22 protein-coding genes are annotated in these 21,707 nt (G+C 61.9%); 12 read left to right on the forward strand and 10 right to left on the reverse strand.

Annotated elements, in window-relative coordinates; genetic code table 11:
- The first annotated feature begins 251 nt into the window (after window positions 1-251).
- Together ACQ4W7_RS03665 and ACQ4W7_RS03670 are read left to right on the forward strand one after the other, a co-directional pair.
- Window positions 252-2,789: a TonB-dependent receptor gene (locus ACQ4W7_RS03665; RefSeq protein ID WP_436528513.1), complete on the forward strand. Its 2,538-nt coding sequence runs from the start codon at window positions 252-254 to the stop codon at window positions 2,787-2,789.
- Between the two features lie 17 nt (window positions 2,790-2,806).
- On the forward strand, window positions 2,807-4,666 hold the full coding sequence (locus ACQ4W7_RS03670) for a phytase (protein WP_436528515.1): 1,860 nt from the start codon (window positions 2,807-2,809) through the stop codon (window positions 4,664-4,666).
- A gap of 81 nt (window positions 4,667-4,747) precedes the next feature.
- On the opposite strand, the gene ACQ4W7_RS03675 is transcribed toward ACQ4W7_RS03670, so the two are convergent.
- Together ACQ4W7_RS03675 and ACQ4W7_RS03680 are read right to left on the reverse strand one after the other, a co-directional pair.
- Window positions 4,748-5,161 carry a hypothetical protein gene (locus tag ACQ4W7_RS03675; RefSeq protein WP_436528517.1) on the reverse strand — a complete coding sequence of 138 codons (414 nt, stop codon included), beginning with the start codon at window positions 5,159-5,161 and terminating at the stop codon, window positions 4,748-4,750.
- Window positions 5,162-5,494: 333 nt separating this feature from the next.
- Window positions 5,495-5,827 (reverse strand): barstar family protein, encoded by a 333-nt coding sequence (locus tag ACQ4W7_RS03680; protein WP_436528519.1) that lies wholly within the window; start codon window positions 5,825-5,827, stop codon window positions 5,495-5,497.
- 520 nt (window positions 5,828-6,347) lie between these two features.
- Here ACQ4W7_RS03680 and ACQ4W7_RS03685 point away from each other — a divergent pair.
- Both ACQ4W7_RS03685 and ACQ4W7_RS03690 read left to right on the forward strand, forming a co-directional pair.
- Window positions 6,348-7,226, forward strand: a complete 879-nt coding sequence (locus tag ACQ4W7_RS03685) for an EamA family transporter (RefSeq protein WP_436528521.1) — start codon at window positions 6,348-6,350, stop codon at window positions 7,224-7,226.
- Window positions 7,227-7,398: 172 nt separating this feature from the next.
- On the forward strand, window positions 7,399-7,809 hold the full coding sequence (locus ACQ4W7_RS03690; protein ID WP_436528523.1) for a c-type cytochrome: 411 nt from the start codon (window positions 7,399-7,401) through the stop codon (window positions 7,807-7,809).
- A gap of 105 nt (window positions 7,810-7,914) precedes the next feature.
- On the opposite strand, the gene ACQ4W7_RS03695 is transcribed toward ACQ4W7_RS03690, so the two are convergent.
- The gene (locus ACQ4W7_RS03695) at window positions 7,915-8,043 is read right to left on the reverse strand and encodes a hypothetical protein (RefSeq protein WP_436528525.1); all 129 of its coding nucleotides are present in this window, start codon (window positions 8,041-8,043) and stop codon (window positions 7,915-7,917) included.
- Between the two features lie 8 nt (window positions 8,044-8,051).
- Complete coding sequence (locus ACQ4W7_RS03700) at window positions 8,052-8,315, reverse strand: DUF378 domain-containing protein (RefSeq protein ID WP_426071293.1); 264 nt, start codon at window positions 8,313-8,315, stop codon at window positions 8,052-8,054.
- 363 nt (window positions 8,316-8,678) lie between these two features.
- Between ACQ4W7_RS03700 and ACQ4W7_RS03705 the strand changes: the two genes are divergently transcribed.
- On the forward strand, window positions 8,679-10,076 hold the full coding sequence (locus ACQ4W7_RS03705) for a methyl-accepting chemotaxis protein (RefSeq protein ID WP_436528527.1): 1,398 nt from the start codon (window positions 8,679-8,681) through the stop codon (window positions 10,074-10,076).
- 46 nt (window positions 10,077-10,122) lie between these two features.
- Here the strand turns inward: ACQ4W7_RS03705 and ACQ4W7_RS03710 are convergent, their stop codons facing one another.
- Both ACQ4W7_RS03710 and ACQ4W7_RS03715 read right to left on the reverse strand, forming a co-directional pair.
- Window positions 10,123-10,647 carry a GNAT family N-acetyltransferase gene (locus ACQ4W7_RS03710; protein ID WP_436528529.1) on the reverse strand — a complete coding sequence of 175 codons (525 nt, stop codon included), beginning with the start codon at window positions 10,645-10,647 and terminating at the stop codon, window positions 10,123-10,125.
- A gap of 7 nt (window positions 10,648-10,654) precedes the next feature.
- Window positions 10,655-11,215, reverse strand: a complete 561-nt coding sequence (locus ACQ4W7_RS03715) for a helix-turn-helix domain-containing protein (RefSeq protein ID WP_436528531.1) — start codon at window positions 11,213-11,215, stop codon at window positions 10,655-10,657.
- 129 nt (window positions 11,216-11,344) lie between these two features.
- Here ACQ4W7_RS03715 and ACQ4W7_RS03720 point away from each other — a divergent pair, with 129 nt between their 5' ends.
- Entirely contained in the window at window positions 11,345-12,460 is a 1,116-nt protein-coding gene (locus tag ACQ4W7_RS03720) for a flavodoxin family protein (protein ID WP_436528533.1), read from the forward strand.
- Between the two features lie 12 nt (window positions 12,461-12,472).
- On the opposite strand, the gene ACQ4W7_RS03725 is transcribed toward ACQ4W7_RS03720, so the two are convergent.
- On the reverse strand, window positions 12,473-13,375 hold the full coding sequence (locus ACQ4W7_RS03725) for a LysR family transcriptional regulator (protein ID WP_436528535.1): 903 nt from the start codon (window positions 13,373-13,375) through the stop codon (window positions 12,473-12,475).
- 107 nt (window positions 13,376-13,482) lie between these two features.
- Here ACQ4W7_RS03725 and ACQ4W7_RS03730 point away from each other — a divergent pair, with 107 nt between their 5' ends.
- The gene (locus ACQ4W7_RS03730; RefSeq protein WP_436528537.1) at window positions 13,483-14,559 is read left to right on the forward strand and encodes a YeiH family protein; all 1,077 of its coding nucleotides are present in this window, start codon (window positions 13,483-13,485) and stop codon (window positions 14,557-14,559) included.
- A 118-nt stretch (window positions 14,560-14,677) separates the two neighbouring features.
- The gene (locus ACQ4W7_RS03735) at window positions 14,678-15,319 is read left to right on the forward strand and encodes a LysE family translocator (protein ID WP_436528539.1); all 642 of its coding nucleotides are present in this window, start codon (window positions 14,678-14,680) and stop codon (window positions 15,317-15,319) included.
- A 2-nt stretch (window positions 15,320-15,321) separates the two neighbouring features.
- Here the strand turns inward: ACQ4W7_RS03735 and ACQ4W7_RS03740 are convergent, their stop codons facing one another.
- The gene (locus ACQ4W7_RS03740) at window positions 15,322-16,086 is read right to left on the reverse strand and encodes an alpha/beta fold hydrolase (protein WP_426071301.1); all 765 of its coding nucleotides are present in this window, start codon (window positions 16,084-16,086) and stop codon (window positions 15,322-15,324) included.
- Window positions 16,087-16,171: 85 nt separating this feature from the next.
- Between ACQ4W7_RS03740 and ACQ4W7_RS03745 the strand changes: the two genes are divergently transcribed.
- Window positions 16,172-16,933, forward strand: a complete 762-nt coding sequence (locus ACQ4W7_RS03745) for an AraC family transcriptional regulator (RefSeq protein ID WP_436528541.1) — start codon at window positions 16,172-16,174, stop codon at window positions 16,931-16,933.
- Here the strand turns inward: ACQ4W7_RS03745 and ACQ4W7_RS03750 are convergent.
- Window positions 16,930-17,571 carry a CatA-like O-acetyltransferase gene (locus ACQ4W7_RS03750; RefSeq protein ID WP_436528543.1) on the reverse strand — a complete coding sequence of 214 codons (642 nt, stop codon included), beginning with the start codon at window positions 17,569-17,571 and terminating at the stop codon, window positions 16,930-16,932. The genes ACQ4W7_RS03745 and ACQ4W7_RS03750 overlap by 4 nt on opposite strands.
- On the reverse strand, window positions 17,568-18,806 hold the full coding sequence (locus tag ACQ4W7_RS03755; protein WP_436528545.1) for an MFS transporter: 1,239 nt from the start codon (window positions 18,804-18,806) through the stop codon (window positions 17,568-17,570). Before ACQ4W7_RS03755 ends, ACQ4W7_RS03750 begins: the two co-directional genes overlap by 4 nt.
- Window positions 18,807-19,005: 199 nt before the next feature.
- Here ACQ4W7_RS03755 and ACQ4W7_RS03760 point away from each other — a divergent pair, with 199 nt between their 5' ends.
- The 3 genes from ACQ4W7_RS03760 to ACQ4W7_RS03770 all read left to right on the forward strand — a co-directional run bounded on the left by ACQ4W7_RS03760 (window position 19,006) and on the right by ACQ4W7_RS03770 (window position 21,677).
- Complete coding sequence (locus ACQ4W7_RS03760; RefSeq protein ID WP_426071305.1) at window positions 19,006-19,785, forward strand: EAL domain-containing protein; 780 nt, start codon at window positions 19,006-19,008, stop codon at window positions 19,783-19,785.
- A gap of 122 nt (window positions 19,786-19,907) precedes the next feature.
- Window positions 19,908-21,416 carry a DUF4331 domain-containing protein gene (locus tag ACQ4W7_RS03765; protein WP_426071306.1) on the forward strand — a complete coding sequence of 503 codons (1,509 nt, stop codon included), beginning with the start codon at window positions 19,908-19,910 and terminating at the stop codon, window positions 21,414-21,416.
- 18 nt (window positions 21,417-21,434) lie between these two features.
- Window positions 21,435-21,677, forward strand: coding sequence for a hypothetical protein (locus ACQ4W7_RS03770; RefSeq protein ID WP_426071307.1), 243 nt, complete (start codon window positions 21,435-21,437; stop codon window positions 21,675-21,677).
- Window positions 21,678-21,707 lie beyond the last annotated feature (30 nt).

The following is a 21,707-nucleotide window of genomic DNA, read 5'->3' on the forward strand; positions in this document are numbered from 1 at the left end:
CGATGACATGCCCCACGCCCGTGCGGCAGGTGCAAACGGCTCAGCATTACTAATGACCATCCTGCAAATACGGCATGCCGTGCCCGATGCGCCCTGCGATGACAGGTCATTTCAGCTCACCACGCTTCATTTCTGGCCGGAAAGCGTTCGCATGCCGTTGTTTTCAAGGTGGCAAGCCCTTGCCTGTCACGCAACCGTCATATTTGCTGCCTAGAATCCGCCCGGTTCCCTCCTCCCTAACCGAGCTCTTCATGAAAACCATGCACACTTCCTTCCCCTCCCCGCTGCGCCCGACAGCGCTGGCCCTGGCCATCATGGCCGTCTTCAGCGGTCAAAGCCATGCGCAAGCGCAAGATGCGGACGGCCAGCCGGCCGCCACCGTCATCGTCAGCGGCCAGCGCGCCAGCCTGCGCAACGCCATCGCCGCGCAAGAGAAAGCCGACAACATCATCAGCGTCATCAGCAGCGACGATATCGGCGGCTTGCCGGACAAGAACGCGGCCGAGGCGCTGGCCCGCTTGCCGGGCGTGTCCGTGCAGCGCGACCAGGGCGAAGGCCGCTACATCACGGTGCGCGGCCTGGGCCCGGACCTGAACGCCGTCACCATCAACGGCGCGCTGGTGCCGTCACCGGAAGCGGGCCGCCGCGCTGTAGCGCTGGACATCCTGCCTGCGGGCCTGATCCGCACGCTGGAAGTGTCGAAGACTTTACTTCCGGAAATGGACGCCAACTCGCTGGGCGCCACCATCGAAGTCAAATCGCTGTCCGCCTTCGACTTGCCGGGCAAGCTGCTGTCGGCTAACGTGGGCGCCAGCCATGATGAAAAGACGGGCAAGACCAGCCCCAGCGGCGGCGCCCTGTGGGCCCAGCGCTTCCTCGACGGCAAGCTGGGCGTGGCTGCCGGCCTGAGCGCGGAAAAGCGCTCGTTCGGCTCCGATGACGTGGAAACGGGCGGCGCCTGGAGCAAAGGCAAATTATCGGGCCTGGAATTGCGCGACTACCTGCCCGTGCGCAAGCGCGGCGCCCTGGCCGTCAACCTCGATTACCGCCCGGAAGCTGGCAACAGCTGGTTTTTGCGTTCGTTCGTCAGCGAATTTTCCGACAATGAAGTGCGCGACCGCCTGACCATCAGCAATATCGCGGGCGGCAGCCTGGCCGAAGGAGCAACGGCCAGCGCGCGTGCCGAGCGCCGCATACGCCAGCGCAAGTACACGCAGCAAATACGCTCGCTCGTGCTGGGCACGCAGCAGAAATCGGGTGACTGGACCCTGGACGTGAAAGGCGGCATGAGCCGCGCCACGGAGGACACGCCGGAATCGCTGAACGATGGCCGTTTCCGTGGCACCAGCAATTTCGCCGGCATCAGTTTCACGGACACGCAGGAGCCGAAATTGAGCGGCCCCGCCTCACTGTACGACCCGGCCAATTACGCGCTCAACGCCATCACCCTGCAAAAGCGTTACTCGAAGGATAATGAACACCACGCGCGCATCGACCTGGCGCGCAAGTTCGACATCGCCACCCTGAAATTCGGCGCAAAAGTCAGCCGCCGCGAAAAAACCAATGACACGGATCAATGGGCGTACAACAGCAGCAAGGGGTCGAGCGGCAATTACTGGGGCCTTGGTTCCACGTCGATGAGCAACTTCGTGCAAGGTCACACCCTCGACTACGACCTGGGCAACATCGGCGTGGCGCTGGACCCGGCCCTGGTCCGCGCCCGCGTGGCGGGCCTGGACCGCGCCAAGGCGCGCCTGGCCACCGAGTCCGTCATCAACGACTACCGCATGCATGAAGACATCAACGCCATGTATGTGCAGAACAGCTATGACTTCGACGCCTGGCACATCCTCGGCGGTGTGCGCGCCGAACGCACGAGCTTTGAAGCGGCCGGCTCGCAGGTGGACAGCGCAGGGTTGGCCACGCCCTTGACGCGCGAACGCTCGTACACCAACTGGCTGCCGAACTTGCAAACCCGTTATGATCTGGATCAAAAAACCAGCGTGCGGGCCGCCTGGACGCAAGCCGTGGTGCGCGCCAACTTCAGCCAGCTGGCACCAGGCATCAGCCTGGCCAGCAATACGGAAGCCGTGATCGGCAACCCGGACTTGAAACCGCTGAAGGCGAACAACCTCGACCTGGGCATCGAGCGCGTGCTGGGCAATGACGGCGTGATGTCCGCGTATGGATTCTACAAAGACATCAAGAATTTTACGTACACGACCAACCTGGCTGGCACGGGTCAATGGACTGGCTACACGACGGCCACCTCGTATGCGAACGGCGACGCGGCCAAAGTAAAAGGCATCGAACTGGCTTACATGCAGCCGCTGCGCATGCTGCCGGCGCCGTTCAACAAGTTCCTCGTCGGCGTGAATGGCACCCTGAGCACCTCGAGCGCGCACATCGGCCGCTTCGACAAGGCGACGAACAAGCAGCTCAAGCGCGACATCCGCCTGCCGGGCCAGTCAAACCAGGTGATGAACTTGATGCTGGGCTATGAAACAGGGCCTGTGAGCGCCCGCCTGGCCCTCAACTACAAGTCGCCCTACCTGCTGGAAATGGGCGGCGACATCCTCGACCAAAGCCAGGACCATATCGTCGCCAGCCAGAAGCAGCTCGATTTCTCGCTGTCGTACCAGATCAGCAAGCACTTCCAGCTGATGTTCGAGGCGGCCAACCTGAACAACGAAAAATACTATGTGTATCAAGGCACGAAGCAGTTCAACGTGCAAAACGAACAATATGGCCGCACTTTTAAAGTGAGCCTGAAAGCCAGCGCCTTCTGATGATGATGTCAACTAACATGAAAAAAACCGTCCTTTGCAGCGCTTTGCTGGCCGCCTTTGCTTTCAGCAGCCCGGCGCTGGCGGTCCCCGCCAACGCTTTACCATCCTTCACGCAAGAGGCCGAAGAACTGACGCGCCTGCCCGGCGGCGGTTGGCTGACCCTGGACAAGCACGGCTTGCGCCTGTTCAATGCAAGCGGCCAGGAACAGGACCGCATCGCCGTGCGCGCCAAGCAGCTCGACACGCGCATCGATGGTACTCACGTGCTGGCCGTGTTCCTGGAAGCGGATACGCAGCGTCCGCTGCCCGTGACGGTCGATGTGCAGGCGGGGAAACTACGCACACTGGCGCCCTTCCCTGTCCCCACTTTCTCCGTGGAAGCGTCCTGCCTGTACCGCGACGCCCAGCAGCTCGATCATTTGTTCTTGATCGGCAAAGATGGGCAAGCGGAACAATGGGTGATGCAGGGCGAACAGCGCCAGCTGGTACGTAAACTGGCTTTGCCGCCGCACGCGAAACATTGCCGCGTCGATGATGGTGCCCAGCGCCTGCTGGTGAGCGAGTCGAACATGGGTGTGTGGGCCTATGACGCCGACTCCGAAGGCATGGGCAAGCGCGAAGTGGTCGCCCTGCGCAAGCCGTACGGGCAACTGGACGGCGGCGCCAGCGCGCTGGCGGTGCTGCCGGGCGGCGTGGCCGTGCTCGACGGCAAAGCGGACAAGCTGCATCTGTTCGCCCATCAGGGCGGACAGTGGGCGGCCCTGCCGCCGCAAGCCGTGGCCTTGAACGTGCGCAAGGGCGATAGCCAGCTGGCGCTCGACGGAAATTCGTTGATGTTGCGCGGCAAGAACGGTTGGCAAGCGCGGCCCTTGAAATGGAGTGGCAAGGCGGAAACATCGCCTGCGGTAGCCATCGTCGCCCCGCAGGCACAGACGGCGCCGATGGCGCGCCAGGGTGACGCGGCAGATGATCCGGCCATCTGGCTGGCCAGCGATCCGGCCGAGGCGCGCATCCTCGGCACCAACAAGAAGCAAGGACTGCTCGTCTACGATCTGCAAGGCAAGCAGACGCAGCTGCTGGAAGTGGGCCGCCTGAACAACGTTGACGTGCGGCAGAACATCCAGTTGGGCGGCAGCAAGGTCGACCTGGCCGTGGCCACCCGGCGCGACGACAACAGCATGATGTTGTTCACCATCAATGCCAGCGGCGAAGTGGCGGAAGCGGGCCGTTTTCCGACCGGGCTGAAAAGCATCTACGGCATGTGCTTGTACCAGCCAGCCAGCGGCGGCGTGGAAGCGTTCATCAACGACAAGGACGGCACCTTCCAGCAGTACAGCATCGGTTTGAGCGCAAACAAGTTCAGCGCCACCCTCTTGCGCAGCTTCAAGGTCGCCACACAACCGGAAGGCTGCGTGACCGACGACGCCAACGCCCGCTTGTTCCTTGGCGAGGAAACGCGCGGCATCTGGACCACCTCGGCCGACGCCGCCAAACCGGATGCCCTCGCCATGGTCTTGCCCGTGGGAGCGAACCTGACGGCCGACGTGGAAGGCATGGCCATCTACCGCAAGCCGGGCGGCGCACCCGACACCGGCTACCTGATCGTTTCCAGCCAGGGTGACAGCAGCTACGTGGTGCTCGACGCGCAAGCGCCGTACAAGGTGCGCGGCCGCTTCAAGGTGGGCTTCAACTTACCCGCCGGCATAGACGGCACCTCGGAAACGGATGGCCTCGACATCACCTCCGCCAACCTGGGCGGCGCGTATGCGCAAGGCATGCTGGTTATCCAGGACGGCTACAAACGCCTGCCCAATGGGCCACAGAACTTCAAGTATGTGGCGTGGGGGGATGTGGCGAAGGTGTTAGGGCTGGAGTAATCAGGCAGGAGCGGAGCCGGCTCCGTGGGGGAATGCGCGTCAACTGGGTGCATTCCAATCACGAGGAGACCTGCCCCGGCACTAGCTGCGCGGCATATCAATATGAAATGGCAGGCGCTTGCCGCACAAGTCCACTAAGCCAGACACGAGCAGGCGCCGTGCGGACAATTCGATAATATTGACGGCCGACACGTCGCCATATTCCATCATATAGATACCCGATTCCTCCGCCTCGGGATGCATATCCAGCATCCCGATCGCAAACGCTCCTCCCTGCCCTTCCGGTATGCGCAAGCCGTGCAGGAAAAACGCCGGCGGATACAGCGCCCACGACCATTCCGCATCCTCCGGCTCGGTCAAGCGCATAAACACATCATCGTCGCCATGGATATCGATATTGAGCTCCAGCATGCCGCTGCCATGAGCCTCCAGACTAATGCTTGATTTCGCTACATCCACTTCAAAATTGGTGTCGCCGATACTAAAAACAGTCATTCAATAATACTCCCGAGTTACTGGTAAATATGTGGTGCGACAGGCAGCAAGGAATGCAGGGCAGCCACGTCGATCACTAAACCAGAAGGATAAATCCGGCACTCACGGCCATCGTGCCGATGCCCAATTTTTATCCTTTTGACCATGTTCTTGCCATCATTATTAACGAGCGCCGAAATGGCGTCAAACTCCACCGCTTTTAATAGTGCCGGTGAACGCAATAGAAGGCCGTTTACTCCGCAAAACAGGCAAAACCTGTGACGTCCGCTTCCGCCCCAAAGCGGCCCTTCGTAAACTAGAACTCTACTGACGTTTTTATGGCACCGTTACCCATCAGGCGTGCATTGTGATAGCTATCAGAGGCGCTCGCCCTGCTTCTTCGCATCGTTCATTTACAAAAGCAGCGCACTCAAGCAGCTCATCATACAATGCAGGACATCTAGTCTTGAAGGATGATGCGCCGTCAATGACCAAAGCCAAACTCTCACCTGCGGTGACATGCACAGATGACATCTGTGCCGACGGCTCGTCGAGGTATCCCATGCAGTCAATCCATGCGTTCATATTTCGCCCATAGAAATCTGGGAACCCGCAAGCATCAGAGAAAACCGAGTGAAAGGTCTCGTCGTCGACTATGAGGTTTGAATTAATTCGAATTGAGTTCATAAAAAATTTCTGCCGTGCTCATGGGGACTCGAACGGCCTCTTCTGGCCGAACCCAGCCGTTAGAAGAGGGATAGCATGTTATCAACACGAAAATGGAGAGTCGTCCACGAGCGGAGGAAATCGAATCAAAGTAGACGCCTGAATGGGAAAGAAGATTACCGCTCGTTACGTCACCCCAAAAAGCTCATCAGCGAAACACCGAGGAAGCTTTTGTGTATCCAGAGTGAAAGAGCGATGGCGCTCACGAGAATTGCCATTGACGCGGCAATCATTGATTTTTTTATCATCGGTTCTTAGGCTCTTAGTTGGCAGAAAGGCATCTTAATGCGCTTCGAAAGACTGCTCTTTGCCGTTAGCAAACAATTCTGTAACTGTAGCGTATTTTACAACATAACATCAAGAAAATGACATGCAACTGGCCGGGATACGCCAACCATGGAAGAAACTACTTAATTCAATCAACGTCACTTACCGATCTGGCAGCGACCACACAGCCCCTGCCGTATTAAAATACCGTCCCATGACCTCCCCCGCCTCGACCTCCCCTCTCCCCGACAGTATCCTGTTCCCTTCCCTGGCCGTTCTGGGAGGGCAGATTTCCGTCAATCTGGGGGCGGCGATTGCGAAAAATATGTTTCCTGTCATCGGCGTAGAGGGGATTACGGCATACCGGGTGGGGTTTTCGGCGCTGATCCTGCTGGCCATCTTCCGGCCCTGGCGTTTCCGGCTGACGCGCAAGGATGTGCTGAATTTGCTGGTCTACGGTTCCGTGCTGGGATTGATGAACTTGCTGATTTACCGGGCGTTTGCGCTGATACCGATCGGCATTGCCGTGGCCATCGAGGTGACGGGGCCGCTGGCGGTGGCCATGCTGTCGTCGCGGCGGCCGCGTGATTTGCTCGCCGTTGCGTGCGCCGTGTTTGGTCTATATTTATTGCTGCCGCTACAAGGCAGCCCGGGCAGCCTGGACCCGGTCGGCGTGGCGTATGCGCTGGGGGCGGCGCTGTGCTGGGCGCTATACATCATCTTTGGCAAGCGCGCCTCGACCTTGCAAGGCGGGCAAGCCGTGGCCTGGGGCATGACGGTGGCAGCGATGCTGACGGTGCCTATCGGCATCACTTACTCGGGCACGGCCCTGCTGGCGCCATCGCTTGCGCTGATGGGCCTGGCCATCGCCATGCTGTCCAGCGCCCTGCCGTATTCGCTGGAAATCTTTGCCCTGCGCCGTTTGCCGCAAGGCGTGTTTGGCATGTTCAGCAGCGCGGCGCCCGCCGTCAGCGCGCTGGCCGCCATGGCCGTGCTGGGAGAACTGCTGAGCCTAACCCAGTGGCTGGCCATCGGCTGCATCGTGATCGCCTCGGCCATGGCGGCACTCGGCGCTCAGGGCGGCAAGCGCTAGCGGTAGTCAGTCCATTCTGTACTGCTGCCTGCGCCGCATCCTGGCATTGCCGCGCGGCTGGCGTGCAGGTGTTGATGCCCGCCTGTAAAATACTTTATCGCTTGCCTTATCGCTTGCCTTATCGCTTGCCTTATCTTACATATCGTACATTCAGCCCATTCCTGCCTTACCGATGATATCCACACTTCTTTTCCGCTTGTTTTCCACTCTTGCCGCTGCAGCCTTGCTGCTGGCGCCAGACGCTGTCGCGCAGGCCGTCGCCGCTCCCGCCACCCTCAAGGGCAACGCCGAAGCGGGCAAGGCCGCGTTTCGCAAGTGCGCCTCCTGCCACCAGGTAGGGCCATCGGCGCGCGGCGGCTTCGGCCCCAAGCTGACGGGCGTGATTGGCCGCAAGGCCGGTGCCACCACCGACTATAAGTATTCGGCGGCCATGAAAAACGCGAATATAGTCTGGACCGAGCAAAACCTGGCCGGCTTCCTCAAAGCACCGAGCGATTTCATTCCTGGAAACAACATGCGATTCTGGGGCATCGGCAATGCGCAGCAAGTGGCCGATTTGCTGGCCTACCTGCGCACGCAGTAAGTAAGCAGTCAGTAAGCAGTCAGTAAGCAGGGCACGCACTAGCCTGCCCGCGCGCACGCGGACAGGCAGACAGGCAGGCACGGCCCATCAAGCCATGACAGCAACTCAAGCCTCCTGCGCTTGCAGCACGCCCTTACGCTTCTTGTGCACCGCCCGGGTACGCCCTTCCCGCTTGAAATCCCGTTCCAGCTGCTTGAATTTGCGTTCGCGCCGGGCATAGGCACCGATGGACATAACTTCCCCTAGGGTTTGGCCGGCAGCTTGTGCACGCACAGGTAAATGGAATACAGCGCCGCCAGCCCCACCAGCACGTACACGCCGCGCGAAGCCGTCGTCATGGCACCCAGAATGCGGGCCACTATGTCAATGTCGAACAAGCCCACCAGCGCCCAGTTCAATCCGCCCACGATCAGCAGGATCATGGAGATCCAGTCGACCACGTTCAGGCGCTTTGCCGTCATTTCCTCGTTTGCAGCACCGTCCGATCCTGCCTGGATATTCGCCATATCAGCCTCCTGTAAGAAGAAAGGACCCGCCGCCGGGTCCGTGTAAGGAACAGTGTAGGCGCCGCACCGGTACACGCCAGTCGGACGATGCCGGGGTTTGAGGTAGGACGAGTCTGTAATACGGCGGGTGATTTTATCTGGCAACAAGCCAGGCGCCGGCGACAGGCAAGGCGACTATGCGTTTCGGCCCTGGCTGCCGGCTGTTGCTAAACAAGCAGTGACCAATTCCAATATGGAAATATTTATAGATTACTTAGTATTGCACTGCTACACTCATTTCACCCCGGCAACGTCAGGGGCAACAGCGCCACGCCGTGCCGCCCGCATGGGTAGCAGCCACCATGGGACAACAGCTGAGGGGACATGACTATTTCAAACATACGCATCGGTGCACGCCTGACCACGGGTTTTTTGCTGGCATCGCTGTTGCTGGCGGTGGTCGTCAGCATCAGCACATGGCAACTTGCTACTGTGAGCGGGGAAATCGATAGCAGCGTGAACCAGCGCTATGCGCGCATCGAGCAATTGCACGCCACACGCAACAGCACGCAAGAGCAGTCCGCCCTGCGCGACATCGATCAGCAGATCGCCACGCAATCAACGCAGATGCGCGCGGCGGCCGAAGCGGCCATAGCCCGCGCGCGCAATGCCAGCGTACTGATCATCGCGCTGGGCCTGATCGGCGGCGTGCTAAGCCTGGCCACGGCTTGGTTCATCAGCAGCGGCATCGTGCGGCCCCTGCGGCACGCCGTCAAGGTGGCGCGCAAGGTGGCCGGCGGCGATCTGAGCGGCAATATCCGCGTCGAATCCGGCGATGAGGTAGGCCAGTTGCTGCAGGCACTGAAAGACATGAATGCCAGCTTGATCCATATCGTGGGCGAGGTGCGCGGCGGCACGCAAGACATCGCCGACGCCTCGGGCGAAATCGCCGCCGGCAACCTGGACTTGTCGCAGCGCACGCAGGCGCAAGCCAGTTCGCTGGAGCAGACGGCCGCCTCAATGGAAGAGCTGACCGGCACCGTCAAGCAAAATGCGGACAATGCGCGGCAAGCCAACCAGTTGGCGCTATCGGCCGCCGATGTGGCCGGCAAAGGAGGCAAGGTGGTGGCGCAAGTAGTCGATACCATGAGCGCGATCAATGCGTCGTCGAAAAAGATCGTTGACATCATCGGCGTGATCGACGCCATCGCCTTCCAGACGAATATCCTGGCCCTGAATGCGGCCGTGGAGGCGGCGCGCGCGGGCGAACAGGGCCGCGGCTTTGCCGTCGTGGCCGCCGAAGTGCGCACCCTGGCCCAGCGTTCTGCCGGTGCGGCGCGGGAAATCAAGCAATTGATCGGCGACTCCGTCGAACGGGTCGACGCGGGCGCGCGCCTGGTCGATACGGCGGGCGCCACCATGCGCGAAATCGTTGCCAGCGTTCACCGCGTGACGGACATCATGGGCGAGATCAGCATGGCCAGCGGCGAGCAATTGTCCGGCATCGAGCAGGTCAATGCCGCCATCGTGCAGATGGAACATGTGACGCAACAAAACGCGGCGCTGGTGGAACAGGCGTCGACGGCGGCAGCCATCATGCAGCAGCGCGCCCAGCAGCTATCGTGCACGGTGGGTATCTTCACCTTGGGCAATGAGGTGGCGCCCCTGCACGTGGCACCGCCCACCAGCCTTGTGGCGACGCAAGACACGACGCAAAACACGGCCGCACCCGCCCTGGCACGCTCGCGCACCCTTGTCGTTAGAGCGCGCCTGAAAGCATGAGTTCCCGCTGATAGCTCATCGCGTATAGCTGATTGATAAGGGGTTGCTATAGCTGCTTGTACATGATGGTGGTGGCGTCCAGCCGGTCGCCGGCCGGCGCCAATGCATAGGCGGGGATGCTGCCCGCCACCACATAACCGAGCGACAAATACAGCGCTTGCGCATGGTCGCTGCTGCGCGTATCCAAGGTCAGCAGGCTGCGCGGCAAGAGGCGCGCCTGTTCTTCCAGCGCCAGCATCAGCTGGCGGGCGATGCCGCGCCGGCGGAAAGCGGGCGCGACCAGCAGCTTGCGCACTTCGGCCCGGTGCGCCTGGTTGGGATTGGTGTCCCAGTCCAGCTGCACGGCGCCGGCCACCTTGCCTTCCACCTCGGCCACCAGCAGCAGGCGCACGCCACGCGTCACGGCGGGCAGCACATTGTCCGTCCAGAACGCCTGGCTGGCCGCAGCATCGAAGGGCAAGATAAAGCCGATGCTGGCGCCGTCGTGCACGCAGTCTTGCAGCAAGGAGCCCAGTTCCGGCAAGCGTGCACGCATATCGGCGGAGGTAAAACTGCGCAGCGATGGGGACATATCAACCTCAAACAATGAACAAAAAATAGTGGGCGCCGCTGTCCGGCGGCGTCGTAAACGCACTGGCGCCGTGCAGCTGGTAGCGCAGGCAATCGCCTGCCTGCAAGGCGTGTGAGCGGCCATCGACGGTCACATTCAGCTTGCCGTCCTGCAGCAACAGATGGTGTTCCATGCCGGGCCGCGGCGAGGCGGCGTAGGTGATGGTCACACCAGCGCCGAGTTCGCATTCGAGCGCTTCGCCGGCCAGCGCGCGCGACGGCGGCGAAACGCAGCGGCGTCGGAATCCAGTCTCCGGGTCCGTCCACACGCTTTGCTGGGCCCGCCGCAGCAGGGGCGCGAAGTCGTCTTCCACCATGCGCAGCAGGCGCGACATGGCAAGGCCATACGCGGCGCACAGCTTGCCCAGCACGACCGTGGTCGGGCTGACGTCGCCGTTTTCCAGGCGCGACAAGGTGGCGCGGCTGACCTGGCTGGCACCGGCCAGCTGGTCCAGCGACCAGCCCCGCTCCACGCGCAACTGCTTTAAACGCGCCGCCAGCCGCTGCTCCGTATCGTGATCACTCAGCATCAAATTTTCCATATATGGAAATTTATCCCATAAAAGGGAATTTAGCAAGCCGCCGCTGCACAGTTGTTCAGCGCACAGACCAGTGGCCGGTCTTCCAGCAGGATGGCGTTGTCACCACAAGGAGAAGCCATGGCCGCCCCTTCCACCCCTTCCACCCCTTCCACCCCTTCCGCCACTCCCCAGCCGCGCCAGGGCCAGGCGCCCGCGCCGCTGGGCAGGGTCGAATTCCATTTGCAATTCATCCGCTCGTTTGCCGACCCCACGTTCGACGCCGTGCGCGGCGCCTTGGTGCAGGTGGAAGAAGTGGCGTGGAAGAATTACCAGGATGGCCGCAAGGCACCCGTCACGCAAAAGGCCGGACCGGGTTTTATCGATCCCGACTACGAGCTATCCATGGAGTGGATCGCCACGCGCGACCGCTTGCTGGCCGCCGAGGCGCGCCAGAAATATCCCGCCACGCCGTCGCGCGTGCTGCTGATCTGCGGCGCGGCACGCAACGACGGTTCTTGCCCTGGCGAAATATCAAAGACCTGGCGCATGACGCAATGGGCGAAAGAAGAGCTGCAGGCCGACGCCATCGAGGCGGACGTGCTGGATCTGAGCTTGCTGACCTCCGCGTATGACTTGCACATTCATCCATGCAAGGGTTGCGTCTCGACGGCCATGCCCCTGTGCCACTGGCCGTGCAGCTGCTACCCGAACCATGGCGAACGCCAGACGAATGACTGGATGGCGGATATTTACGAGCGCTGGACGGCTGCGCATGCCGTCATCATCCTCACGCCCGTGTACTGGTACCAGACGCCCGGCGTGCTGAAACTGATGATAGACCGGCTCGTCTGCGCCGACGGCGGCAACCCGGACCCCACGTCCACGCACGGCAAGAAAGCTCTGGAAGCGAAGGCCCTGGAATTGCAAGGCTGGAATTACCCGAAACACTTGGCCGGGCGCGCATATGGCCTCGTCGTGCATGGCGACGTGGCCGGCATCGAAGGCGTGCGGCGGGGCCTGTCGGACTGGCTGGACTGGATGGGCCTGGTCGATGCGGGCGCGAAATCACGACTGGACCGCTACATCGGCTATTACGACAGCTATGCGCAAAGCCATGAGACCTTGGACCGCGATACCAATATGCAAGAAGAAGTGCGCAACGTGGCGCGCGCCGTGGCCGAAGCCGTCAAGCGGCTGCGCGCAGGCACGCTGGCGCCGCCCGATGCGGCATTACCAGCTCCACGGCCAAAATGAAACCGTGCAGACCTACCCCGCCATGCGTGTAGCGTGGCGGCACAATTCCAGAAAACCCGTCAAACGGGGCGAGAGTATCTTCTTGGACTGGCGAATCAGGTAAAAGTTGCGCGCCAATGGCGGCAGCATGGTCTCCAGTTCCACCAGTTGCCCGCTGGCCAGCAAATCGGCCACCACGACCCGCGACAGGCAGGCGATACCGAGCCCCGCCGCCGCGCCATATTTGATCGCTTCCGAGTTGCTAAATTCGCCTGCCGGGCGCAGATAGTGCAGATACGGCACCAGCGCCTGCTCTACCGCTTCGCGCGTACCCGAGCCCGCTTCGCGCAGCAGCCAGCCCGCCTGGTTCAATTCCGAAAAACTGAGCAGATGGCGCAGCTGCGCCAGAGGATGCGTGGGCGCGGCCACGATCAGCATCTGGTCCGTCAGCCACGGCTCCACCAGCAAGCCCGCTTCGTGGCACGGCCCTTCGATCAGGCCGATATCGACACGGAACTCCGCCACGGCGGCGGCGATGTCGGCCGTGTTGGCAATCGTCACCTGGGGAATGCTGCGCCCGTATTGCTGCGCCGCCTGGGCCAGGATCTGCGGCAACAGATAGATGCCTATCGTCGTGCTGGCGCCGATTTGCAGGCTGACGGGCACGGACGGGTCGGCACCCGCGAACTGGCGCTCGATGCTGGCGGCGCCGTCGCGCATCTGCCGCGCCTGCGGCAACAGCAGGCGGCCATTGTCGTTGAGCAGCAATCGCTTGCCCACGCGGTCGAACAGTTGCGCGCCCAGCAAGGTTTCCAGTTCATTCAGGGAAGCGCTGGTGGCCGATTGCGACAGCGCAATGTGTTCGGCCGCCGCGCTGGTGCTGCCCGTGTCCGCCACGGCCAGGAAAATCTGCAGTTGCCGCAAAGTTAAGGCCATCAAATCTACCTATTTAATTAGTTAAATATACAAAAATAATCTGTTTTACCATTTAATCGGCGAGCTGTACAGTCATGCCATACGAACCAAGAACCATGGAGTACGGCATGTCATCCCTCTCAACAAACAACACAACAAGTTTCAGCGACCGCTATGGCCGCCTTCTGCCGGGCCTGGTGCTGAGCGGTGTCATCGCCTGGGGCGCCATCGCGCTGGGCAAGCTGGAATGGATGCAAAGCCATGGCATGAGCGCCCTGACCCTGGCCATCATGCTGGGCATTGTGCTGGGCAACAGCGTGTATGGCCGCCTGGCGCCCACCTGCGGCGCGGGCGTGGCCTTTTCCAAGCAGACGTTATTGCGCTTGGGCATCATCCTGTATGGCGTCCGCCTGACTTTCCAGGATATCGGCCAAGTGGGCCTGGCCGGCATCGCCATCGATGCGCTGGTGCTGGCGTCCACGTTTGGCCTGGCGATGTTCCTCGGCACCAAGGTGTTCAAGCTGGAACGCAACTGCGCCATTCTGATCGGCGCGGGCAGTTCCATCTGCGGCGCGGCGGCCGTAATGGCGACGGAACCCGTCGTGAAAGGGCGCAGCGAAGACGTTACCGTGGCCGTCTCCACCGTCGTGGTGTTCGGCACCATCGCCATCTTTTTGTACCCCTTGCTGTACCAGTTGAATCTGGGCTGGCAGGTGCTGGGCGCCACGCCTGCCGCCTTCGGCGTGTATATCGGCTCGACCGTGCATGAAGTGGCGCAGGTGGTGGCGGCCGGCAAGTCGATCGGGCAAGAGGCGGCGAATGCGGCCGTGATCGCCAAGATGGTGCGCGTGATGATGCTGGCTCCGTTTCTTGTGATCCTGTCGGCGGTGCTGGCGCGCGGCAAGGCCATAGGAGGCAGCCACGACAAGGCGGCCAAGCTGGCCATTCCCTGGTTCGCCTTCATCTTTATCGGCGTGGTGGCCTTCAATTCGCTGGGCCTGCTGCCCGCTAGCACCGTGGCCACCATCACTGAGCTCGACACGGCCTTGCTGGCCATGGCCATGGCGGCCCTGGGCTTGACGACGCACATGTCGGCCATCCGCCGCGCCGGCATCAAGCCGCTGCTGCTGGCCGGCCTGCTGTTCTGCTGGCTGATCGCCGGTGGCGCAGTCATTAACCATGTAGTCGCCAGCCTGTTTGCCTGAAGCTGAGCCTGAAGCTGAGCCTGACTTAAACCGGGGCGACTGACGCGGGCGCCGAAAACTTCGTACAATATAGGTGTTTTGACTCTCAATCCGGCCCCGGCCCCACCCAGGAACACCCATGCATCTCTCGAACTGGCTGCTTTTCTGCAGCGTCGCCCTGCTCGTCACGTTTTCTCCCGGCCCGGCCGTCTTGCTGGCCATCTCGAATGCCATCGCCGTCGGCCCGCGCCGCGCGATGATCAGCAGCATGGGCAATGGCTTTGGTTTGTTCATCATTTCCGGCGTGGCCATGGCCGGCATGGGCGTCGTGCTGGCCACCTCGGCCACGGCCTTCATGCTGCTGAAACTGGCTGGCGCCCTGTATCTGGTGTACCTGGGCATCAAGCAATGGCGCAGCAAGACCAGCATCGTGGCCGATGCGCCTGTGGCGCCTGGCGCGGCCAATCCTAACTCATTCTGGAAACTCTTCCGCCAAGGCTTGACGGTGGCGCTGACCAATCCCAAGGCCATCCTGTTCTTTTCGGCCCTGTTTCCGCAATTCATCACGCCGGGTGAACCGGTGGCCATCCAGTTCACCGTGCTGACGACTTCGTTTGTCGCCTGCGCCATGCTGGCCCATTTGTTCTATGCTAACCTGGCGCGCCTGCTGAAAACCCAGCTGGCCACGCCGGGCCGCGCCAAGCTGTTCAACCGCATTTCGGGCGGTGCCTTCGTGCTGTTGGGCCTGAGCCTGCTGCGCCTGCGAGCCAAGGCGGCGTAACGTCACTCCACTGATAAAAACGCCTCGATGCTGGCCGCCAGGGCCAGCGGCGTTTCATTCATCGGATAGTGTCCCGCATTGGCCAGCACTTCCAGCCTGGCTTGCGGGTACCATGCCAGATACGTGCGGTGCATCAGGCACGCATCGAAGCGCGGATCGTGCTCCCCCACCAGCGCCAGCAAAGGCAGTGCCACGCGCGCCGCCTTGACTTCTTCACTGAAATCCGTCCCGCTCCACGCCAGAAAATAGGCGGCAAACGCCGCTGGATCCGAACTTTCCCACGAGTATTGCGCCTTCCAGTCCAGCCAGGTGGAGGGCAAGCGCCCGCCCGTGCTGCGGTCTATGATGGCGCGCCGCGCATCCACGTTCGCGCTGGCGTCGAGAAACAGTTGCCGCGCCACCCCGTCGAACGCCACACCGCAGCTGGGCACGGGTGCCACTGCCACCAGTTTGCGCAAGCGCAAGGGCGCCAGCAAGGCCAGCCGTTCCAGCGCCATGCCGCCCATGGAATGGCCCACCACGCTGAAAGTGGCAAAGCCCAGCGCATCGGCCAGCGCCAGCGCGTCGCAGGCGACCTCTTCCATCGAATATTCACCCGCCGCGCCGCGCATGCCGCCATAGCCGCGATTGTCCATGAAGACATAGCTGAAAGCGCTACCATCGAGGGCCGCTTCCATCGGCGCAAACGCGTGCGCGTCGCCAAACCAGCCGTGCAGGACGATGACGGCGTGGGGACCATGGCCCACGCGATGATAGGTATTGTGCATACACTCTCCTGAAAAAGAGTGGATGGTAAGGGGAGATCGAGCGGCCCGCCTGCGATAGCAGGTCAAATACTGTAGAGTACAGGCCATGAATGATTTTTATACGGAAGTGCCGCGCGCAGTGATCGCCACCGCACGCGACTATGCCCCCGGCGCCATTTTCCCCAGCCACAACCACGCGCGCGGGCAATTCGCCTATGCGGCGCGGGGCGTCATCAGCGTGCACACGTCACACGGCAACTGGCTGGTGCCGCCGCAACGGGCCTGCTGGGTACCGGCCCGGCTATCCCACGGCATGCGCATGCATGGCGCCGTGACCATGCACAATGTCTTCATTGAAGAAGCCGCCATCGCCAGGATAGGCTTGCCGCCCGATTGCCAGGTGCTGGAAGCGACGCCGTTACTGCGCGCGCTACTGGCCGAGGCCGTGAATGTGGAAGCCTTGTATGCGGAAGCGTCGCGCGCCGGACGATTGATGGCCTTGCTACTCGATGAGATTGCCGCTGCCAGGCCCTTGCCCCTGAGCGCGCCCCTGCCGCAGGAACCCCGGCTGGCGCGGCTGTGCATGGACATGCTGCGGCAACCGAGCCTGGACAGCAACCTGGACGCGATGGCGGCCCAGGCCGGCATGAGCCGGCGCACTTTTACGCGCCAGTTCCGCGCCCAGACGGGGCTGGCCTTTGCCCAATGGCGCCAGCAAGCGTGCCTGCTGGCGGCCATCACGCGTCTGGCCGAAGGACAAGCCGTCACCCGCATCGCGCTCGATCTCGGTTATGCCAGCCCCAGCGCCTTCACGGCCGCCTTCCGCCGCGTGCTGGGGCAGGCGCCCAGCGACTATCTGTCGAACTAGGCAATGATGGCGGCGATGCGCTTGTCCAGCGCCTGCGCCAGTTTCTGCACATGGTAGCCGTCGACAAAACCATGGTGGGCCTGCGCGGAAAACGGTACCCGCATGCGGCCATCTGCCTGCGCGGGGCCGAACTTGCCCCACGTAAAAGTCGGGATATCGGCGTCGCGGTGGCGGTAGATCGGGTGCTCGATGGCCGCCATATCCAGCCACGGCAGGCAGGTGATAAAAATATTGTTGCGCTGCTCGCGCTCGCTTTCGCCCTCGCCCGTATTGATCAGCGCGGAGCTGGCTTCGGCGAGGCGTTTCGCTTCCCGGCTGCGCGCGATGAATATATCGAGCTGGTCCGTCATCGTGAAGCGCGTGTAGTTGAGGTTATCGTCGCCGTTGATGACGGTGTACGAGGCGGGAAAATCGTCGATCTTGATTATTTCGTCCTGGTAGATGCGGTACATGAAGTTGTCGATCTCCCTGACAGTATTGAGCAGGCAAAACAGGAAGAAGTGGAATACGGGGATTTTCCGTTCCTTGCACCAGGGCCGGAAATCCGGCACGTCGAGCTGAAAGTTGATGTTGACGAGGGGATTGTCAAACGCCCGGAACAAGTCGTAGCGGTCGCGCCGCTTTTCAAAATTTTTCATGCGGCGAGTGTAGACGATGGGGCGCCACCGTGCGCCAAGCCCCGCTGTACTTTCCACGCCAGCGGCAAGGTCAGCAGCAAGACTACCGCCAGCGCCAGCAAGGCTGCGTTCACGCTGGTATGGTCACCCAGCGCGCCGAACAGCACGGGCGACAGCGCCCCGCCGCCGATGCTGCCCGTGTAGAACAGGGCGAACGCGTGTTCGCGCTTGCCAGGGGCGGCCAGTTCCGGCACCGCGCCATACAGCACGGACGAGGTGCCGTTCAGCGCCAGCCCCAGCAAGGGCAGCGTGGCCATGATGCCAGCCAGGGGCAGCCACAGGGCCACGACGATGAGCACGGAAGTCATCGATTCCGTCAGCCACACGGTTTTCATCATGCCGATGCGCGCGCCCAGATAGCCGCACAGCAGCTTGCCGAAGGCGCCACCCACGAACAGCAGCGATAGCGCCACGCCGATGCCGGCCGTGCCTGCGCCCTTGCTTTTCAGCAAGAATGGCAAGAAAGTCAGAAAGCCCATGCGCACGGCGCTGTCCAGGGTACCCGTGGCCAGCAGCGCACGAAAGCTCGCCTTCGAGCCGCTGCCCGCGATGCCCTTGCCCACCTTCTTGGTGCCGGCCTGCAACTCGCCTGGTTTCGGCAATAGCCACCACAGCAAGCCGGCCGCCGTCAGGCCAAGCAGTCCCAGCAGTGAGACGCTGGCTTGCCAGCTGCACACCAGCAACAGCAAGCCCACCAGTGCGGGAATCAGGGTCTTGCCAATATCGCCGGCAAAGTTGTAGTGCGACAACGCCTCCTTCACGCCGCCGCCCGCCTCGTGCGTATCGGTGACGATCGACGAGGCCAGTGGATGCTGCGTGCTGGCGCCCAGGCCGCCCAGCAGCAAGGCAAACAGCAGCACGGCCAGGCCGCCCGCCTGCCCCGCGATCAGGTAAGCGACCCCGGCCAGCGCCGTGCCGCCCACCAGCATGCGTTCGCGTCCCCAGCGCCTGGCCAGGCGACTGGCCAGCAACTGGAAAGCGGCCATCATGCCCGAGTACGATCCCCGCAGCAGGCCCACCATGGCGTAGCTGATGGCAAACTGCGCCTGCCAGATGGGCAGCAGCACGTAGATAACGTCCGTCAAGCCGTCATGCACGGCATGCGCGCCGCAGGCGGCGAACAGCGAGCAGCGGCGGAGCGATTTGTCGCAGGGATTTGCTTCGGGGGACAACGCGGCGGCGGACGGTTCGGTCATGGCTATGCATGCGGGAAATCAGGAGGCACCAGCTTACTACACATTGCATTGGCATCTCGGGCGCCTCGCTTGTTCCTTTCTCACCCGGACATAGTCTCGCGTCACTCTCTGTGCACCAGAAAAGCGTTCCACCGGCGGCAGGCCGTGGTATAACTGCTGCATACCACTCGTACATTTATCATCAGAGGCTAGCGCTACCATGACCTCATCTAGCAACACATCAGGCCAAGCCGGGAAAAAGGCAGGCTGCAGCCAGTGCCGGGACACCGAGCCACTGGGCTTCGACTTCACCTTTGCCTATCAACCGATCGTCGAACTGTCCACGCGCTCGATCTTTGGCCATGAAGCACTGGTACGTGGCCTCAACGGCGAATCGGCATACTCGATTTTGTCCCAGGTCAATGATGAAAACCGCTATGTCTTCGACCAGGCCTGCCGCGTGCGCGCCATCCAGGGTGCAGCCCGGCTGGGCATCCAGGAATATCTGTCCATCAATTTTCTGCCGAATGCCGTGTACCGCCCAGAGGCGTGCATCCAGGCCACTTTAGCCGCGGCGCGCGAATACAATTTCCCCATCCGCCGCATCATCTTCGAGGTGACCGAGGGCGAAGAAGTGCGCGACCGGCCTCACCTCGTCAACATCTTTCATGAGTATCGCCGCTTCGGCTTTCAGACGGCCATCGACGATTTCGGCGCCGGCTACGCGGGGCTGAGCCTGCTGGCGGAATATCAGCCGCACATCATCAAGATCGACATGGAATTGGTGCGCGGCATCGAGGCAAGCGCACCCAAGCAGGCAATCGTCAGGGGCATCATCGCCATTTGCAAGGAACTCAACATTACAATCCTGGCGGAGGGCATCGAAACGGCCGGCGAACGCGATTGCTTGAAGAAGATGGGCATCGACTTGATGCAGGGATATTTATTTTGCAAACCGGCGCTGATGGCCATAGGCGTGATCAATCCCGCAGCATGGTGACAGGCAGCCAGCACCCGCTGGCCAAAGAGTGAATCCGTTTTCTCCCCCCGTTCGTATAAGTCAGGCAGCCTGCAGTTTTTTGGACTTGTCTGTCAACGCGAAAAAATATTGGGAGAATCGAAATGTCATTGTCACACTCGAAAACCGCACTGGGCACCGCCCTCCTGGGCAACCTGCTCACCTTATCCATAACCTTGGCCATTGCGCCAGCGGCCTACGCTTCCAGCCACCGCGAAGCGCCATTCATCACGCAAACCCCAAAAGTCGACGCCACCGACTTCTATATGTTCCGCAGCTATGAAGCGGGCCGTGGCGCCTACACCACCCTCGTGGCCGACTATATTCCCCTGCAAGACGCCTACGGCGGGCCGAATTATTTCGCCATGGATCCCAACGCCCTGTATGAAATCCATATCGACAACAATGGCGACGGCAAGGAAGACCTCACTTTCCAGTTTCGCTTTACCAACACCATCAAGGATGGCCAGTTCACCGTAGGCGGCAAGAAAGTCTCGATTCCGCTGGTCATCAACGGCGGCGCCATCGACAGCGTCAACCCGGCCGGTCTGAACGTGCGCGAAACCTACAGCGTGACAGTGGTGCGGGGCGACCGCCGCACGGGCACGCGCAGCAGCGTCACCAACGCCACGGGCGGCGGCACGACCTTTGACAAGCCCGTCGACAACATCGGCAACAAGGCCATTCCCAACTATGCCGGGTATGCCGCGCAGCATGTGTACGCCGTCAACATCCCCGGCTGCGCCACGCCGGCGCGCCTGTTCGTCGGCCAGCGCAAGGACCCTTTCGTGGTGAACCTGGGCGAAACGTTTGACTTGATTAACATCAAGGCGCCCGCCACGGAGTTTGCGGCCAACGCGGAATCGGCAGCCAAGGATGACCTGGCGCGGAAAAACGTCACGGCTATCGAGATGGAAGTGTCGACCGCCTGCCTGACGGCCGGCAGCGACCCCGTCATCGGCGGCTGGACCACGGCCAGCCTGCGCCAGGGACGTTTGCTGAACCCGGCACCGGGCACCACCGCAGCGTCGAAGGAAGGCGGCGCGTGGGTGCAAGTGTCGCGCCTGGGCATGCCGCTGGTGAATGAACTGGTCATCGGCCTGAAGGACAAGGACCGCTTCAACGCCAGCAAGCCGTCGGGCGATGCGCAATTTGCCGACTACGTCACCAACCCGACGGCGCCAGCCCTGGTGGAGGTGCTGTTCGGCTCGGCAGGCGCCAAGGCGCCGACCAATTTCCCCCGCAACGACCTGGTGGCCACTTTCCTCACGGGCATCAAGGGCGTGAACCAGCCCGTCACCGTGACGGCATCGGAAATGCTGCGCCTGAACACGTCGATCGCCGCTACCAACGTCGGTGCGCAAAACCGCCTCGGCGTCATCGGCGGCGATAACGCGGGCTTTCCGAACGGTCGCCGCCCCGGCGACGACGTGGTCGACGTGGTGCTGCGCGTAGCCATGGGCAAGCTGTGCACGCTGAACATCGGCTGCGCCCCGGCCGATGCGCCCGCCGGCGCCCTGCATTTCACGGACGGCGCTTTCCTCGACGAAACGGCGTTCACGGCAGGTTTCCCTTATCTGAAAACACCCGTGGCCGGTTCGCCACAGCTGTAAGTCAACCAGGAGAATGCGATGAAAAAGTTCTATGTAATCGGCGCCCTGGCGCTCACGGCCCTGCTGGCTGGCTGCGGCGGCGGTAGCAGTAGCCACGGCGGCGACAATGGTGGCACCACGCCGCCCCCCGTGGTGTTGCTCGATGCGTTTTATGTGGCCGTCAGCAACGTCATTCTGACCACCAGCGATGACAAGGACGGCGTGGGCATCGACGCCATCATGGCGACGTCTCCGGAAAACACGGAGCCGGTCCCGCTGTAACGCGCAGTAACTAAGTGCGGGCGCCGGAGA

The sequence above is a fragment of the Janthinobacterium algoris genome (assembly GCF_051380935.1).
Lineage (GTDB): Bacteria > Pseudomonadota > Gammaproteobacteria > Burkholderiales > Burkholderiaceae_D > Janthinobacterium.

Excerpts from the sequence above, each read along its gene's own strand:
- ACQ4W7_RS03770 (WP_426071307.1), top strand. The coding sequence starts at position 21,435 with ATGAAAAAGTTCTATGTAATCGGCGCCCTGGCGCTCACGGCCCTGCTG.
- ACQ4W7_RS03705 (WP_436528527.1), top strand. The coding sequence starts at position 8,679 with ATGACTATTTCAAACATACGCATCGGTGCACGCCTGACCACGGGTTTT.
- ACQ4W7_RS03755 (WP_436528545.1), bottom strand. The coding sequence starts at position 18,806 with ATGACCGAACCGTCCGCCGCCGCGTTGTCCCCCGAAGCAAATCCCTGC.
- ACQ4W7_RS03735 (WP_436528539.1), top strand. The coding sequence starts at position 14,678 with ATGCATCTCTCGAACTGGCTGCTTTTCTGCAGCGTCGCCCTGCTCGTC.
- ACQ4W7_RS03695 (WP_436528525.1), bottom strand. The coding sequence starts at position 8,043 with ATGTCCATCGGTGCCTATGCCCGGCGCGAACGCAAATTCAAGCAGCTG.
- ACQ4W7_RS03730 (WP_436528537.1), top strand. The coding sequence starts at position 13,483 with ATGTCATCCCTCTCAACAAACAACACAACAAGTTTCAGCGACCGCTAT.
- ACQ4W7_RS03680 (WP_436528519.1), bottom strand. The coding sequence starts at position 5,827 with ATGAACTCAATTCGAATTAATTCAAACCTCATAGTCGACGACGAGACC.
- ACQ4W7_RS03710 (WP_436528529.1), bottom strand. The coding sequence starts at position 10,647 with ATGTCCCCATCGCTGCGCAGTTTTACCTCCGCCGATATGCGTGCACGC.
- ACQ4W7_RS03690 (WP_436528523.1), top strand. The coding sequence starts at position 7,399 with ATGATATCCACACTTCTTTTCCGCTTGTTTTCCACTCTTGCCGCTGCA.
- ACQ4W7_RS03700 (WP_426071293.1), bottom strand. The coding sequence starts at position 8,315 with ATGGCGAATATCCAGGCAGGATCGGACGGTGCTGCAAACGAGGAAATG.
- ACQ4W7_RS03725 (WP_436528535.1), bottom strand. The coding sequence starts at position 13,375 with ATGGCCTTAACTTTGCGGCAACTGCAGATTTTCCTGGCCGTGGCGGAC.
- ACQ4W7_RS03670 (WP_436528515.1), top strand. The coding sequence starts at position 2,807 with ATGAAAAAAACCGTCCTTTGCAGCGCTTTGCTGGCCGCCTTTGCTTTC.
- ACQ4W7_RS03745 (WP_436528541.1), top strand. The coding sequence starts at position 16,172 with ATGAATGATTTTTATACGGAAGTGCCGCGCGCAGTGATCGCCACCGCA.
- ACQ4W7_RS03720 (WP_436528533.1), top strand. The coding sequence starts at position 11,345 with ATGGCCGCCCCTTCCACCCCTTCCACCCCTTCCACCCCTTCCGCCACT.
- ACQ4W7_RS03765 (WP_426071306.1), top strand. The coding sequence starts at position 19,908 with ATGTCATTGTCACACTCGAAAACCGCACTGGGCACCGCCCTCCTGGGC.
- ACQ4W7_RS03760 (WP_426071305.1), top strand. The coding sequence starts at position 19,006 with ATGACCTCATCTAGCAACACATCAGGCCAAGCCGGGAAAAAGGCAGGC.
- ACQ4W7_RS03750 (WP_436528543.1), bottom strand. The coding sequence starts at position 17,571 with ATGAAAAATTTTGAAAAGCGGCGCGACCGCTACGACTTGTTCCGGGCG.
- ACQ4W7_RS03685 (WP_436528521.1), top strand. The coding sequence starts at position 6,348 with ATGACCTCCCCCGCCTCGACCTCCCCTCTCCCCGACAGTATCCTGTTC.
- ACQ4W7_RS03665 (WP_436528513.1), top strand. The coding sequence starts at position 252 with ATGAAAACCATGCACACTTCCTTCCCCTCCCCGCTGCGCCCGACAGCG.
- ACQ4W7_RS03675 (WP_436528517.1), bottom strand. The coding sequence starts at position 5,161 with ATGACTGTTTTTAGTATCGGCGACACCAATTTTGAAGTGGATGTAGCG.
- ACQ4W7_RS03740 (WP_426071301.1), bottom strand. The coding sequence starts at position 16,086 with ATGCACAATACCTATCATCGCGTGGGCCATGGTCCCCACGCCGTCATC.
- ACQ4W7_RS03715 (WP_436528531.1), bottom strand. The coding sequence starts at position 11,215 with ATGCTGAGTGATCACGATACGGAGCAGCGGCTGGCGGCGCGTTTAAAG.